We start from the raw sequence: 14,750 nt of genomic DNA on the forward strand, positions 1-14,750 counted from the left end.
CATTTAAGGGAATGCGGGAGTGGGTTTTAGCCTTTGCCTGCGCATCAAGCAATCTATCCCTCTTTATTCTGAGACCAAAGATAAACCCCATAGAACTGAATCTAGCACCTCTGGCACTCCTGATGTCTACGGGTTTATTTACCCTATCAAGCTGCCTTCATTACATCAATAATAAAATTAGCATCAGTAAGGTGTATTTGTTTGCCATCCTCCCGACCCTTGCAGTTTCAACTTATTTTGCAGACCTGCAACCCAACCAACCAACCAGTGGGTTTTCTCATCACTGGCCTAGTAACTGGATGTTTTTTATTATCGGCGGATTGAATCTCAGGAGGGATGGTATTAAATCGCACCCCATTAGATACGCTCTTTCGGCTCCTTTTTTTTGCGCAACTTCGTAAAGCCGACAGTCTATCCTCAAGATTAAAGACGCCCCTTGCAATATTGACGGTTGATTTAGATCACTTAAAATCAATCAATGATCGATATGGCCATCAGGCGGGTGATGAGGCTCTCATCTCTTTTGCCCGCATTGCAGGGCAGTGCATTCGAAATGGGGATGGGATCGGAAGAGTTGTCGGGGGGAGTTTTCTATCCATCTAATGAATACCAATACTGATAGCGCAAGGATTATTGAATCTACTCCAGTAAAACTCATATACGGGGAAATTCACTACTCTGCAAGTATTGGTATAGCTCGCTACGATGAAAATCTAGGTATAGGCAGCGTAGTTGATTTAGCAGATCGAGCCCTTTATCTAGCTAAGAAAAACGGCAGAAATCGGGTTGAGATGGCTAACTGGGGCCAGTTAGCCGATCTAATATCCGATCAGGAATCGCGATATGTTTTTTCGATCTCTTGAAAGTGAGCCTGCTCTGCAATAAACGCATCCACGATTGCTGGATCAAATTGAGCACTCCGCTTCGAAAGAATTTCATGAGCGGCCTGCTCATGTGACCACGCATTCTTATAAACACGTTTACTGACCAAAGCATCATACATATCGGCTAATGACATGATTCTGGCTTCCAGCGGAATATTGTCGCCACGCAAATCACGGGGGTAGCCAGAGCCATCCCACTTCTCATGATGCCCACCAGCAATACGAATGGCCTTGACGATGACGTCTTCCTCATCATTTGCATTCTTTTCAATCGTATTCAAGACGGATTCGCCAATGGTCGTGTGGGTTTTCATAGTGGCCCACTCTCCTCATCCGTTAGCGGACCATTCTTCTTTAGGATGCCATCTGGAATGCCAATTTTTCCAATGTCATGAAGTGGCGTCGCTTTTACAAGCAAATCAATCGACTCATCGGATAGCTGATCTAGATAGTGGCCGTTGATACGAAGTCGTAATGCTAATGCCCTGACGTAGTTCTGAGTGCGAACAATGCGATTACCAGCTTCATCATCACGTTCTTTTGCCAAGGCATTCAATGAGGATAAGAGTTGTAGCTCCGATTGCTCCGCTTTTTTCTTAGCAAACTCAATCTTTATGTCATGAAACTCTTGATTGAATTTCTCTTTTTTCCTTTCAGCAATAGAGATCACTAGACCCGTAAAAAACACATATCGCAGAAGGTCAAATATCAGCAAGAATACGAAAGAAATTACATTGAGAGCGCCACCCCTTGAGGCAAAATTGACCCCATAAAAAAGAATTGTCACTAATCTGATCACCCAAACCAATCCACCAACATAGAAGATGATTGCCAGTGCCGAGGCTAATGAAATTTGTGATTTTTTGTAAAACTGATGGGCTAGGTAGCCTCCGAACAATCCCAAGCACGCGCTTACGGAGGCAATCACAATAGGCTGATAGCGGGGGTCAGATAGACTGCCAATCAAAAAATAATCCAGCAAAAATGAAACCGGCTAATACCAAGCTATTGAAAACTGCCCTCAATATGCCAATGGATTTTCCGTTCAAGCTAAACAAAGAGTGCCTGAGTATCTCTATTTATGTTCTATTGACAGAATCACGCGCCTACCGACACCCACGCTTTACAATCAAAATACCGATTACTCCCGCCCCACAATATCAAGGTTCACCAAGAGAATACATGCTTGATCTTTCATTTTTTGACCTCAGCCTATTGCTTTCCTGTGCACTCTTCGCCGGCCTGGTTGACTCCATTATTGGTGGCGGTGGAATGATTCAAGTACCAGCCCTTTTTTCAGTCTTACCAGGCTTCCCTCCTGCTACCCTGCTCTCAGTAAATAAGTTCGGGTCTATCGTAGGGACAATTGGGTCAGCCATTCAATACAGTCGAGCAAATAAGAGCCCCTGGGGCTTAGTAATTATCTCCTCTTCGTTCGCCTTTTTTGCCTCGGTTGCAGGGGCCTACCTTGTGACTCAATTACCAACCGAATGGCTCAGAGGTGCACTGCCTTTTTTATTATTGGCACTACTGATCTTCAATATTAAATCCAGCGCTGGATTGGTTCACGCACCGAAGCACCACCACCATAAACAAAAAGCGATCGCATCGACTGGTGCTGGCATCATTGGTTTTTATGATGGTTTCCTCGGGCCTGGAGCTGGAGCTTTTTATAAGCTCTTCTATACCCGCGTACTGGGGTTTGACTTTTTACGCTCTGCTGCGCCTGCTAAGTATCTCAATATTGCCTCTAATTTAGGCGCACTGTGCGTATTTTTCTATCTCGACTATTTTGACTGGCAACTGGGTTTATTGATGGCTAGCGCCAATCTTGTGGGCGGTCAAATTGGCACCAAGATTGCAATCAAGCATGGCAACTCCTTTATTCGTAAAGGCTTCTTCATTCTAGTGACGCTACTCATTATCAAAACCTTCTACGACGCCTTTCTGAAATAAATCAGCGCCTATGCAACAACCCGGATGAATCTGGCACTTTTTCGTAGATTTATAGTAATTTTCATAGTAAATTAGATAAATGCAGGTGCAGTTTATTAACTACAAAAACAGAGGGACAAATGAAAATATTATTACCAGTTGACGGCTCCAAGTCTTCGCTTAATGCAGCTAAGTATGTTGGGAAGTTGGCTAAAGATTTGCGCAGCGAATGTACAGTAACTTTGATCAGCATCCATGACGATATTGGTCTTGGTCATGTAAAGCAATTTGTGGCTAATAGCGTAATCGATGACTACCTCCGTGAAGTTAGCGAGAAAGAGCTCAAAGGAGCCCAAAAAGCTCTTGATGCAGCCGGCGTAAAACACAGCATGGTAATTAAGCGTGGTAACGTTGCCAACGAAATTATCACTCTAGCCAACAAAGAAAAGTTTGATCTGATCATTATGGGATCAAAAGGCAGAAGCGGCATTGTTGACGCCATCATGGGCTCTGTTGCCCAAAAGGTAAGCAATGCAGCTAAGCAGCCTGTTCTATTGATTAAATAAGTACCAAGGCTAATCATCAGATTACCTTCAATAGGCCGTTCTAGTGACGGCCTTTTTTATGGGTTACTAAATGAGTATTTTGCTTCTATTACTTGCACCAGGAATTTTTGCCATCTACTGGTTGATTCGCCTGCAGTTATGCCTGTCTAGAGTTCGTTATTTAGTGGATACCTACGGCTTGGATCGCAAAAAATTGCGGAAACTATCCTGCAAGGAACTGAAGAATCTCCGAACATCTATTAATGAACTCAGGCAGGCTAATGATGCCTTTGGCTTAGAGGCTCTTGTAAGAGCATATAGGGCTTAATGCGTTGATAGATTAAATTGAGCGCTGATTCACCCGCCTAGATAACTCCTGGGCAGACTCTTTTCGCTCGCTATAGCGATCAGTCAAGTATTCACTAATTCCACGAGTCAGTAATGTGAACTTGTAGAGCTCCTCCATGACATCTACCACGCGATCGTAGAAAGAGGATGGCTTCATACGCCCACCTTCCTCAAATTCAACGAAGGCTTTGGCAACTGAAGATTGATTGGGAATGGTGATCATCCTCATCCATCGTCCCAAGATGCGCATTTGGTTAACCGCATTAAAGGATTGTGATCCCCCGCATACCTGCATCACAGCCAATGTTTTACCTTGGGTTGGTCTAACAGCACCTTCAGATAACGGAATCCAATCAATCTGTGTTTTTAATAACCCGGTCATGGCGCCGTGACGCTCTGGAGAAGTCCAAACCATCCCCTCTGCCCATAAAGCCAATTGACGCAACTCTTGCACCTTTGAGTGGGTATCCGGCACGCTATCTACTAAAGGCAATCCAGTAGGGTCAAAGATTTTGACCTCACCACCCATTGCAGTTAATAATCTAGCCGCCTCAAAAGTAAGGAGCCTGCTATAGGATCTCTCGCGTAATGAGCCGTAGAGCATTAAGAATCGAGGTGCATGATCGCTAGCATTTGCACTCAATTTTTCAAATGCAGGAATCTGGAAAAGATCATCTACTAAAGCTGGAAATTGCCGTGGGGACTCAAACACTTAAGCTGCATCCTTTTTGAAAAAACTTTCTTTAAACCACAAAGCTACAGTCACAAGGCCAATCATGATGGGCACCTCTACCAGAGGACCTATGACTGCTGCAAAGGCAGCTCCAGAATTAATTCCGAACACTGCAATCGCTACCGCAATAGCCAACTCAAAGTTATTGCTTGAAGCTGTAAACGAGAGCGTACAGCAACGTTTGTAATCAATTCCCATTTTCCCAGTCACAAAGAAAGTTAGCAGGAACATGATGAGAAAGAAAACCAGCAATGGAACAGCGATGGTCACAACATCCATTGGAAGCGTTAAGATCACGCCTCCTTTGAGGCTAAACATCACGATGATGGTGAAGAGCAATGCAATTAAGGTGATCTTGCCAATGCGAGGCACAAAGTGCTCATGATAATGTTCTTTAGTCATGAACTTGAGCATCACTACTCTGGTCAATATTCCGGCAATACAAGGAATGCCCAAGTAGATAAATACACTTTCAGCAATCTGCCCCATGCCTACGCCGACATTCGAGCCAGCAAGGCCAAAGTAAGGTGGCAGCACTGTGAGAAAGAAATATGCGTAGACACTGAAAAACAGCACCTGAAAGATCGCATTAAATGCCACCAAGCCAGCGGCGTACTCAGTAGAGCCCTTAGCCAGATCATTCCAAATAATGACCATCGCAACACAAGGTGCAATACCAATCAAAATCAGGCCAGCCATATATTCAGGTTGGTCAGGAACAAAAGTAATAGCCAAAAAAAACATTAAAGTAGGCGCAATAATCCAATTCATCAAAATAGAGATGCCGAAGATGCGCTTATCTTTAAATACGTCAGGTAGGTCTTCGTAACGAACCTTAGCAAACGGTGGATACATCATCAATATCAGTCCAATAGCAATTGGAAGATTGCTTGTACCGACCTGAAAAGAATTAATAAATCCCTCGATGCCTGGAATGAAATGGCCCAAGGCAATGCCGACTGCCATCGCTACAAAAATCCAGACTGTTAAATAACGATCCAAAAAGGAGAGTTTTTTAGTGATAGAGCTCATGCTTTGGTATGAATTTCTTTAAGACTCATGGAGTCGAGTTTCTCTAGTGGCATTGCGGCCAAAATATCTAAGCGTCTTTTAAGGCCATTCTTCACCTCATTAAAAGCCGCTCTTTTCTCTAAATCAGTACCCTGCACTTGCGATGGGTCAGGGAAGCCCCAATGCGCAGTAGCAGGTTTACCAGGCCAAAACGGGCAAACCTCCCCAGCAGCGTTATCACAAACGGTCACAATAAAATCCATCTTAGGCGCATCTTCTAGGCCAAACTCATCCCAACTCTTCGATCTCAAAAGAGCGCGGTCCATACCCAACTCCTCTGCAATATCAGCAGCAATTGGATTTACGCTTGTACCCGGTGTTGAGCCTGCCGAATAACCCACAAACTTACCGCTAGGATGGGTGGACGCTAATGCCTCACCCAGTACGGAACGAGCTGAGTTATGGGTGCATAAGAAAAGAATGTTGTATTGCTTCATGACGCCTTTACTTTCTTGGTAGATTTAGTGGTTTTGCATGATTTACCGCCACAACAGTTAGCCAATAAAAACTCGCTGAGTTCTTCAACCATGCCAGGGTTTGGTCTATAGATGAGATTGCGGCTTTGGCGCTCAACAGTAATGAGATTGGCCTGATACAGCTCTTTTAGGTGAAAGCTGAGGGTCGCGTTCGGAATACCCAACATCTCATGGATTTGAGAAGGCATTAAGCCTGTATCACCCTTTTGCACAATCAGGCGATACACGTTTAAACGTGACTCTTGTCCTAAGGCAATAAATGCCTGAATAGCTTCTGTATTTTTCATAATTCGATAATAATAGAATAATGTTGCAATTTTATGACATACATCAAATTGACGAGGCATTCCCTACTCCAAAATACCCAAAAGGAATCCCATGAATCTCACAACGCCCCTGTCAGCCTCAAAAGAATGGCCCAAGCTTTTTTTGGCGACCGCCATCATTATTTGGTATGGGCTGTATAAATCGCTCATACCCGCTTCTGAGTGGATAGTCTCATTGCTCCCAATTGAGCGTCAAAGCCCACTGGGCGATGCGTTGCAATTCTTTTTATATGACACGCCCAAGGTATTGCTACTGCTTACTGGTGTTGTCTTTGTCATGGGCATGATTAATTCCTATTTCACTCCTGAGCGCACTAGGGTTCTTCTTGCCGGTAAATCAGAGGGTGTCGGCAACATCATGGCAGCTAGCCTGGGGATTGTTACTCCATTTTGCTCTTGCTCTGCTGTGCCTCTCTTTATTGGTTTTGTACAAGCAGGAGTGCCACTAGGCATTACCTTCTCATTCCTCATTTCCGCACCCATGGTCAATGAAGTGGCCTTGACTTTGCTCTTTACCTTATTTGGCTGGAAGATTGCTAGCCTATATTTGGTGCTTGGTCTATCGGTAGCCATCATTGCTGGCTGGGTAATTGGCAAACTCAAGCTAGAAGCCTACCTAGAAGATTGGGTTATCAATATGCCTAAGACAGTAGCTACCGTAGATGCTGACAGCCTTACCTTAAGCGATCGCATTGACTCTGGGAAAGCAGCCATTAAAGAGATTGTGGTCAAAGTCTGGCCATACATCATCGTGGGTATTGGTGTTGGTGCCGGAATTCACGGCTATGTCCCGGAAGACTTCATGGCAAGCCTCATGGGCAAAGAAGCATGGTGGTCTGTGCCTGTTGCCATTCTTATTGGGGTGCCTATGTATACCAATGCTGCCGGGATTATCCCCATTGTGGAGGCGCTACTTGCTAAAGGCGCAGCCCTTGGTACGGTATTAGCCTTCATGATGAGCGTAATCGCTCTATCTTTGCCCGAAATGATTATTTTGCGCAAGGTTTTGAAGATTCGCCTCATCATCATCTTTGCCAGCATCGTAGCAACGGGCATTCTGATTGTTGGTTATATTTTTAACGCAGTTCTATAAAAGGAATCATCATGGATATTAAAGTGCTCGGTACGGGTTGCAGCAATTGCAAAGCCACAGTCAAGCTATTGGAAGAAATTGCCAAAGAAAAAGGTGTTGCTATCACCATGGAAAAGGTGGAAGACATCAAGGACATCATGACCTACAACATCATGTCTACCCCTGGTGTAGTTGTTGATGGCAAGGTAGTTCACGCAGGCGGCATTCCGAGTCGTGACAAAGTTGAGCAGTGGTTTGCATAAGCACGATTCACATCTAGATAAGCCAAGGTACAACACCATATTTGCTGTTGGCATTGGCTTAAATTTTGCCTATGTAGTTGTGGAAGCGTTTTATGGCTGGAAGATTAACTCGCTAGCCTTAATTGCAGATGCTAGTCACAATCTAAGCGATGTCGCTGGACTATTGCTCGCTTGGGCAGCAACATTTGTAGCAAGTCTTCGCCCGAATATGCGCCATACCTTTGGGTGGCAAAAAGCCTCCATCATGGCGGCGTTCATTAATGCAGTCTTACTCCTAGTAGCGATGGGCTCCTTAATTCTAGAGTCCATCCAAAGACTGCATTCCCCAGAGCCAATGCAAGGATTGGTGGTTATCACTGTAGCCGGAATAGGCATTGCGATTAACACCTTTACGGCCCTTCTCTTCCTCAAAAATCAAGAGAATGACTTGAACCTGAAGGCTGCATTCTTGCATATGATGGCAGATGCATTAATGTCCCTGGGGGTTGTCGTTGCTGGAGTTTTATATCTCTACTTTGAGTGGGATTGGCTCGACCCTGTACTAAGCCTGGCTATCTCTGCAATTATTATCGTGAGCGCACTTAATCTATTTAAGAAGACGCTACACATGATGTTTAATGGTGTGCCAGATTCAATTGAGCTTCCTAAGGTTTATGCTTACCTGAAGTCCATGGAAGGCGTGACAAAAGTCCATGACCTGCACATCTGGGCAATGAGCACCTCTGACATTGCGCTAACAGTTCAACTCATTATTCCCAGCTGGCAGCATGACGATGACTTCATTAATCAAATCCAAGATACGCTGTTAGAACAATTTAATATCTCTCATACCACCATCCAAATAACAAGAGCGCCGATTAGCACTTCTTGTTTTAATTATTAAGGTCATAACCATGTCTTTACAAATCAAAAGATTCGTATATTTAATTGCCTGCGTATTCACAGCATGCATTCATACCGCTTTTGCTCAAAATGCAGACCTAAAGCCCATTAAGCTAGATAAAAATACGTACGCCCTGATTGGCTCTATTGGCCCAAGAACTTATGAGAACTATGGTCTTAATGCGAACTTTGGAGTCATTGATACCCCTGATGGCGCCATTTTGATTGATAGTGGAGCATCGCCCCAGGGAGCGGCCATTCTTGAGAAAGAAGTAAAAACGCTGACCGGCAAAAAGGTGCGCTGGGTCATTAATACAGGGTCACAAGATCACCGCTGGCTTGGCAATGATTATTTTGCCAAGCAAGGTGCAGAAATCATTGCACTTAAAAGAACGGTCATTACCCAATCAAGCCTAGGTTTGGGTCAAATTACCAGCATTCAGACAGCCCTTAAAGAAAGGGCTGATGGCACTACTCCATTTACCAGCCCAAAAGCCCTGGAAACTGATTATGCAAAACTCAATCTTGGTGGCGTTGATATCGAGATTCGATATTTGAACCATGCTCACTTTGCTGGTGACGCCGTTGTTTATCTCCCAAGCTCTGGAATTTTATTTTCAGGTGATCATATCTATGTTGATCGACTACTGGGAATACTGCCCCAAAGTGATGCCACAAAGTGGTTAGATGCTTTTAATCAAATTGAAGCAATGAAACCAAAAATCATCGTCCCTGGACATGGCTCACTTACCAATATCAAGGTCGCTAAAGCACAGACTGGCGACTATCTCGCCTTCATTGTTAGAGGCATCAAGAAATATGCTGAGAATATGGCTGGGGTTGAGAGCGCAGTGAAGAATCTGGCTAGCGCACCTCAATTTGAATATCTAGCCAACTTTAAAGATTTGCATAAGGGTAATATTAGTCGAGCCTATCTAAGGCTTGAGTCAGAGTAAAGGCTCGCAGCAGCCGCCTTACTCACCAAAGTCAAGATAGCAGACAGCTTTAAGACGCCCAGGATAGTTTAAGGGGTTACGACCCTATCGCGGCACAGAAAAACCATAACGCGTCATTACTTGCTTTGATTTTGGCTCTCTGAGGTAGAAGTAGAAATCCTTAGCGCTTGGGGCGGTATTTTTAATTAGAGCCATCTTTTGCTTCAGAGGCTTATGCAAGCTATCCGGTATCAACACATCATTTGCCTGAGCCTGAATTTGTGGTGATGAGGCCAGAGATAAAGCAGAGATCGCAAAATCAGCCGACCCCGTCAAAGCAAACATCGTCGCCTGAGAAATATTTTCCCCAAATACCAGCTTAGGCTGAGCCTGGTCCCAGACCCCAATGTTCAAGAGATATTCTTTTGCCGCCCTACCGTATGGCGCATGATCTGGATTGGCTATGGCAATTTTCTTTGCAGCCTGAATTGCTTTAATTAGGCCATCTTTATCAGCACTAAGCTTGATTGAGTTTCCTTTTTTCTGCAAGAGCACGATTCTGCCGATTGCATAAAGACTGCCCTCATCTACTGTTAGGCCATTTTTGTACAGGTCATCTATATAAGCCTCATCAGCAGACATGAGCAAACCAAAAGGTGCGCCATTTTTGACCTGTTGCCAGAGGACGCCAGATGAGCCGAACACCAACTTCACATCCTGCCCTTTATCAGACTTGTAGTTTGCAGCAATTTCTTCTAAAGCAAACTTGAGATCTGAAGCTGCAGCTACTGTTGGAGCTGTTTGAGCCCATGAAATTGACACGAAGGCATAGAAGGCCAGTAAAGCCGACAGGATATGTTTCATGAGGATCATTTGCTCTTTATGTCTATGCCTATTTTTAGTTACACCTATTTATTCAGAGTGTAACGATTTGTTACTAACTACCGCCCTTGAGTTTACGCAAGGCATCTGCCATTGCATTATTCATTGGGGGTGCAGATCTTCTGTCTTCCTGCTGCCTTCTAGCCTCTGGGGCTCGTGGGGCACCTGGTCGGTTCGGTCTTTGCTCAGGTTTTGCGCCTGAGGATGCTTTAGGAGCCTCATCAGAGAGTCTCATCGTCAGTGCAATCCGCTTACGCTTTTCATCTACTTCCAGCACTTTAACCTTCACAACCTGACCGGCTTTGACGACTGTATGCGGATCTTTAACAAAGGTATTAGCTAATGCGGAAATATGTACAAGGCCATCTTGATGAACGCCAATATCTACGAACGCACCAAAAGCAGCAACGTTCGTGACCACGCCTTCCAAGATCATGTCAGCCTTTAGGTCGCTGATTTTTTCTACGCCATCTTTAAATGTTGCCGTGGTGAACTCCGGACGTGGATCGCGACCTGGCTTTTCTAGTTCCTTGATGATGTCAGTGACGGTGGGAACGCCAAACTTCTCATCGGCATACTTTTCCGGATTGAGACCTTTGAGTATTCCAGCATCGCCAATGACTTCTTTAACGCCCTTCTTAATATCTTTCAGAATCTTCTCTACCAAAGGATAGGATTCTGGATGGACTGCAGATGCATCTAGAGGATCAGTCCCATTCATGATGCGCAAGAATCCAGCCGCCTGCTCAAAGGTCTTATCGCCTAAGCGTGGCACGCTACGTAAATCTGCTCGAGTCTGAAAAGCGCCATTACTATCTCGGTAAGTCACAATACCCTCTGCAACGGTGCTGCTGAGACCAGAAACTCTTGCTAACAAAGGTGCTGATGCTGTATTCACATCCACACCAACCGCGTTTACACAGTCCTCAACCACTGCTACCAGTGACTTCGCCAACTGGGTCTGCATCACATCATGCTGGTACTGACCCACCCCAATCGACTTTGGATCAATCTTTACCAATTCCGCCAAAGGATCTTGCAATCTTCTGGCAATGGATACTGCTCCGCGCAAAGATACGTCCATGCCAGGCAATTCTTTTGAGGCGTACTCAGAGGCGGAGTAAACCGACGCCCCCGCTTCAGATACAACAATCTTGGTGAGCTTGAGTTCTGGTTTAGCCTTGATTAAATCTTGCGCCAACTTATCCGTCTCGCGTGAGGCCGTACCATTACCGATTGAGATTAAGGTTGCCTTGTGTTTCTCAGCTAATTTCGCTAGGACATGCAATGAACCAGCCCAATCATTCTTAGGCTGATGCGGGTAGATGACATCGGTATCGACCACCTTACCGGTAGCATCAACAACAGCTACCTTCACACCCGTTCTCATGCCAGGATCAAGGCCAATAGTGACCTTTGGTCCTGCAGGTGCGGCCAGCAGTAAATCCTTGAGGTTACGAGCAAAGACGTTAATTGCCTCAGCCTCAGAACGCTCACGCAAAGCGCTCATCAATTCTGACTCCAAATGCATGGAGCACTTAATGCGCCAAGTCCAACGCACAGTCTCTGCCAACCACTGATCCGCAGGACGACCTTCATTTTTGATCTTGAATTGGTTAGCAATGCGGGATTCGCATGGATTATGTGGCGCATCCCATTTCGGTTTTTCTTCCTCGGTATCCAGGCGCAAATTGACCATCAGCATTTGCTCACGACGACCCCTAAATAAAGCTAAGGCACGGTGTGATGGAATTGCCGAAACAGGCTCGGAGTAATCAAAATAATCTGCAAATTTCTCACCCTCTTGCTCTTTACCAGCAATCACCTTGGATTCCACAACGCCATGTTCCTGCAAATAGGTTCTGAGCAATTGCACCAGACCAGCATCCTCAGCAAAGCGCTCCATCAAAATCTGACGGGCACCTTCCAGGGCGGCTTTGGCATCAACTACACCAGGGTTCTCACCTTGATCGGATGTAAATGCTTTTTTAAGGTATTTAGCCGCCTCAGTCTCTGGGTCTAACATCGGATTAGCAAGTAGATCATTAGCTAGAGGCTCTAATCCCGCCTCTAAGGCGATTTGCGCTTTAGTGCGACGCTTTAGCTTGTATGGCAAATAAAGATCTTCTAAGCGCGTCTTATCCTCTGCGAGCATGATGGACTTGAGCAACTCCGGAGTCATCTTGCCCTGCTCTTCAATTGAAGCAACAATGGCTTTACGACGCTCTTCCAACTCTCGTAAATACCCCAGGCGATCTTCCAACAACCGCAGTTGCGTGTCATCCAAACCACCGGTTGCTTCTTTACGATAACGAGCGATAAAGGGAACTGTTGCACCCTCATCCATCAGCGCGATAGCAGCAGCCACTTGGGCAGGTTTAGCGGATAACTCTTGGGCAAGGCGTTGTTCAATGGATGGCAGCATGAAATAAATAATCTACTAAGGTTTTAAGAATATTGCTATGGAGGAAAAATAAGAGCCACCCAAAGGTGACTCTTATTTACAAACCAAATGACTTACTAAAGTAACCCAGTGAAGCAACTCTGCGAAATTACTCGCGGGAAGCTTTCTTACGGTCATGCTCTTTCAAGTAGCGCTTACGAATTCGTACACTTTTCGGCGTTACTTCAACCAATTCATCATCACTGATAAATTCAACAGCGTATTCCAAAGTCAAATCAATTGGTGTCACCAAACGAACCGCTTCATCAGTGCCAGAAGAGCGTACGTTGGTTAATTGCTTACCTTTAATCGGGTTCACAACCAAGTCGTTGTCGCGACTATGGATACCAATGACCATACCTTCATAAACTGGGTCGCCATGCTTTACAAACATACGACCACGATCTTGTAGCTTCCAAATAGCGTAAGCAACTGCCTCGCCATCATCTTGACTGATCAATACGCCGTTATGACGCTCGCCCAAAATGCCATCTTTGGCTGGAGCATAAGAGTCAAATGTATGACTCATTAAACCGTTACCGCGAGTCATGGTCATGAAGTCACCCTGAAAACCAATCAGACCACGCGCAGGAATACGATACTCAAGACGGGTACGACCTTTTCCGTCACTCACCATATCTTGTAACTCGCCCTTGCGCTTACCCAAATCTTCCATCACGGAACCTTGAGTGGCATCTTCTACGTCAACCGTTAAGTTCTCATACGGCTCCATCTTGACGCCATTCTCTTCGTGGAATACTACGCGTGGACGGGAAACCGCCATCTCATAGCCTTCACGACGCATGGTTTCGACCAGAATAGTCAAATGCAACTCACCACGACCTGACACTTCAAATACGGTGTCATCATCAGTCTCTTTTACGCGCAAAGCCATATTAGCTTTCAACTCACGATCAAGACGCTCACGGATCTGACGGCTAGTAACAAATTTACCTTCACGACCAGCTAATGGGCTAGTGTTCACCATGAAGTTCATAGTTAAGGTAGGCTCATCAATCTTCAGCATTGGTAATGCATCTGGTTTATCTACTGCGCAAACTGTTGTACCAATTGCCAACTCTTCAATGCCGTTGATAAGGGCAATATCGCCAGCAACCGCCTCATCAACGATTTCGCGCTCGAGGCCTTTAAATTTCAATACTTGATTAATTCGACCTTTAAATGGCACGCCATCCGGACCGTTCATGCAAACTACTTCCATGCCTGACTTCACACGTCCACGGCTAATACGGCCAACGCCAATCTTACCGACATAGCTGTTGTAGTCGATTGAAGAAATCTGGAATTGCAAAGGACCATCTGGATCGTCATCACGTACAGGAACATACTTGAGAACAGCATCAAACAATGGGCGCATATCGCCTTCACGCACATCTTCTGTGGTGCCTGCATAGCCGTTCAAGCCTGATGCATAGATGATTGGGAAATCCAACTGCTCTTCCGTAGCGCCAAGCTTGTCAAACAATTCAAAAGTGGCATTGATTACGTAGTCGCAACGTGCACCTGGACGGTCAACCTTGTTAATCACAACGATAGGCTTCAAACCAAGAGCCAAGGCTTTCTTGGTTACAAAGCGAGTTTGTGGCATTGGGCCTTCAACCGCGTCAACCAAGAGCAAAACACCGTCAACCATGGAGAGCACACGCTCTACTTCACCACCGAAGTCGGCGTGTCCTGGTGTGTCTACGATGTTGATGTGTGTGCCGTCATACTCAACCGCACAGTTCTTGGACAAAATAGTAATGCCACGCTCTTTTTCCAAGTCGTTTGAGTCCATGACGCGTTCGGTCATTTTTTCATTAGAACGAAATGTGCCAGATTGGCGCAAGAGTTGATCAACCAAAGTAGTTTTACCGTGGTCAACGTGGGCGATGATGGCGATATTACGAAGTGCGCGTTTAGTCATGTGAAGCTTCTGAAGTTAAGAATAAGGT

Annotated in this window: 19 protein-coding genes; 10 read left to right on the plus strand and 9 right to left on the minus strand. The window is 45.2% G+C overall.

Annotation, left to right across the window (positions count from 1 at the left end):
* The 3 genes from B7Y67_RS05605 to B7Y67_RS05610 form a co-directional block, all read left to right on the plus strand.
* On the plus strand, positions 1–401 hold a 401-nt coding region (locus tag B7Y67_RS05605; protein WP_293597776.1), incomplete at its 5' end, for a hypothetical protein.
* A complete protein-coding gene (locus B7Y67_RS19480) occupies positions 337–603 on the plus strand; it encodes a diguanylate cyclase (RefSeq protein ID WP_293600977.1) in 267 nt (88 codons plus the stop codon). The genes B7Y67_RS05605 and B7Y67_RS19480, both read left to right, overlap by 65 nt.
* Positions 603–863: a diguanylate cyclase gene (locus B7Y67_RS05610; RefSeq protein WP_293597777.1), complete on the plus strand. Its 261-nt coding sequence runs from the start codon at positions 603–605 to the stop codon at positions 861–863. The genes B7Y67_RS19480 and B7Y67_RS05610 overlap by 1 nt, the downstream gene beginning before the upstream one ends.
* Here the strand turns inward: B7Y67_RS05610 and B7Y67_RS05615 are convergent.
* On the minus strand, positions 830–1,198 hold the full coding sequence (locus tag B7Y67_RS05615; RefSeq protein ID WP_293597778.1) for an HD domain-containing phosphohydrolase: 369 nt from the start codon (positions 1,196–1,198) through the stop codon (positions 830–832). The two genes, B7Y67_RS05610 and B7Y67_RS05615, sit on opposite strands and share 34 nt — an antisense overlap.
* The gene (locus B7Y67_RS05620; protein WP_293597779.1) at positions 1,195–1,866 is read right to left on the minus strand and encodes an HD domain-containing protein; all 672 of its coding nucleotides are present in this window, start codon (positions 1,864–1,866) and stop codon (positions 1,195–1,197) included. The genes B7Y67_RS05615 and B7Y67_RS05620 overlap by 4 nt, the downstream gene beginning before the upstream one ends.
* A 2-nt stretch (positions 1,867–1,868) precedes the next feature.
* Between B7Y67_RS05620 and B7Y67_RS05625 the strand changes: the two genes are divergently transcribed.
* From B7Y67_RS05625 to B7Y67_RS05635, 3 genes are all read left to right on the plus strand, one after another.
* Positions 1,869–2,840: a TSUP family transporter gene (locus tag B7Y67_RS05625; protein ID WP_293597780.1), complete on the plus strand. Its 972-nt coding sequence runs from the start codon at positions 1,869–1,871 to the stop codon at positions 2,838–2,840.
* A gap of 119 nt (positions 2,841–2,959) precedes the next feature.
* Positions 2,960–3,385 carry a universal stress protein gene (locus B7Y67_RS05630; RefSeq protein WP_293597781.1) on the plus strand — a complete coding sequence of 142 codons (426 nt, stop codon included), beginning with the start codon at positions 2,960–2,962 and terminating at the stop codon, positions 3,383–3,385.
* A 70-nt stretch (positions 3,386–3,455) separates the two neighbouring features.
* Positions 3,456–3,692 carry a hypothetical protein gene (locus B7Y67_RS05635; RefSeq protein WP_293597782.1) on the plus strand — a complete coding sequence of 79 codons (237 nt, stop codon included), beginning with the start codon at positions 3,456–3,458 and terminating at the stop codon, positions 3,690–3,692.
* Positions 3,693–3,704: 12 nt separating this feature from the next.
* On the opposite strand, the gene arsH is transcribed toward B7Y67_RS05635, so the two are convergent.
* The 4 genes from arsH to B7Y67_RS05655 are packed head-to-tail and all read right to left on the minus strand — an operon-like array spanning position 3,705 to position 6,279.
* A complete protein-coding gene (gene arsH, locus B7Y67_RS05640) occupies positions 3,705–4,424 on the minus strand; it encodes an arsenical resistance protein ArsH (protein ID WP_293597783.1) in 720 nt (239 codons plus the stop codon).
* Positions 4,425–5,477, minus strand: a complete 1,053-nt coding sequence (arsB, locus tag B7Y67_RS05645) for an ACR3 family arsenite efflux transporter (RefSeq protein ID WP_293597784.1) — start codon at positions 5,475–5,477, stop codon at positions 4,425–4,427.
* Entirely contained in the window at positions 5,474–5,953 is a 480-nt protein-coding gene (locus B7Y67_RS05650; RefSeq protein ID WP_293597785.1) for an arsenate reductase ArsC, read from the minus strand. The genes arsB and B7Y67_RS05650 overlap by 4 nt, the downstream gene beginning before the upstream one ends.
* Positions 5,950–6,279, minus strand: a complete 330-nt coding sequence (locus B7Y67_RS05655; RefSeq protein WP_293597786.1) for a helix-turn-helix transcriptional regulator — start codon at positions 6,277–6,279, stop codon at positions 5,950–5,952. Before B7Y67_RS05655 ends, B7Y67_RS05650 begins: the two co-directional genes overlap by 4 nt.
* Before the next feature lie 91 nt (positions 6,280–6,370).
* Between B7Y67_RS05655 and B7Y67_RS05660 the strand changes: the two genes are divergently transcribed.
* Genes B7Y67_RS05660 through B7Y67_RS05675 form a run of 4 tightly spaced genes read left to right on the plus strand, consistent with a single transcriptional unit; the run spans position 6,371 to position 9,491 of the window.
* Complete coding sequence (locus B7Y67_RS05660) at positions 6,371–7,411, plus strand: permease (protein ID WP_293597787.1); 1,041 nt, start codon at positions 6,371–6,373, stop codon at positions 7,409–7,411.
* An 8-nt stretch (positions 7,412–7,419) separates the two neighbouring features.
* Positions 7,420–7,653 carry a thioredoxin family protein gene (locus tag B7Y67_RS05665; RefSeq protein WP_293597793.1) on the plus strand — a complete coding sequence of 78 codons (234 nt, stop codon included), beginning with the start codon at positions 7,420–7,422 and terminating at the stop codon, positions 7,651–7,653.
* Positions 7,646–8,536: a cation diffusion facilitator family transporter gene (locus B7Y67_RS05670; protein ID WP_293597788.1), complete on the plus strand. Its 891-nt coding sequence runs from the start codon at positions 7,646–7,648 to the stop codon at positions 8,534–8,536. Before B7Y67_RS05665 ends, B7Y67_RS05670 begins: the two co-directional genes overlap by 8 nt.
* Positions 8,537–8,546: 10 nt before the next feature.
* A complete protein-coding gene (locus B7Y67_RS05675; protein WP_293597789.1) occupies positions 8,547–9,491 on the plus strand; it encodes an MBL fold metallo-hydrolase in 945 nt (314 codons plus the stop codon).
* 84 nt (positions 9,492–9,575) lie between these two features.
* On the opposite strand, the gene modA is transcribed toward B7Y67_RS05675, so the two are convergent.
* The 3 genes from modA to typA all read right to left on the minus strand — a co-directional run bounded on the left by modA (position 9,576) and on the right by typA (position 14,722).
* Positions 9,576–10,343, minus strand: a complete 768-nt coding sequence (gene modA / locus B7Y67_RS05680) for a molybdate ABC transporter substrate-binding protein (RefSeq protein WP_293597790.1) — start codon at positions 10,341–10,343, stop codon at positions 9,576–9,578.
* Between the two features lie 64 nt (positions 10,344–10,407).
* On the minus strand, positions 10,408–12,777 hold the full coding sequence (locus B7Y67_RS05685) for a Tex family protein (protein ID WP_293597791.1): 2,370 nt from the start codon (positions 12,775–12,777) through the stop codon (positions 10,408–10,410).
* A 127-nt stretch (positions 12,778–12,904) separates the two neighbouring features.
* Positions 12,905–14,722 carry a translational GTPase TypA gene (typA, locus tag B7Y67_RS05690; RefSeq protein ID WP_293597792.1) on the minus strand — a complete coding sequence of 606 codons (1,818 nt, stop codon included), beginning with the start codon at positions 14,720–14,722 and terminating at the stop codon, positions 12,905–12,907.
* Positions 14,723–14,750 lie beyond the last annotated feature (28 nt).

Source organism: Polynucleobacter sp. 35-46-11 (assembly GCF_002281105.1).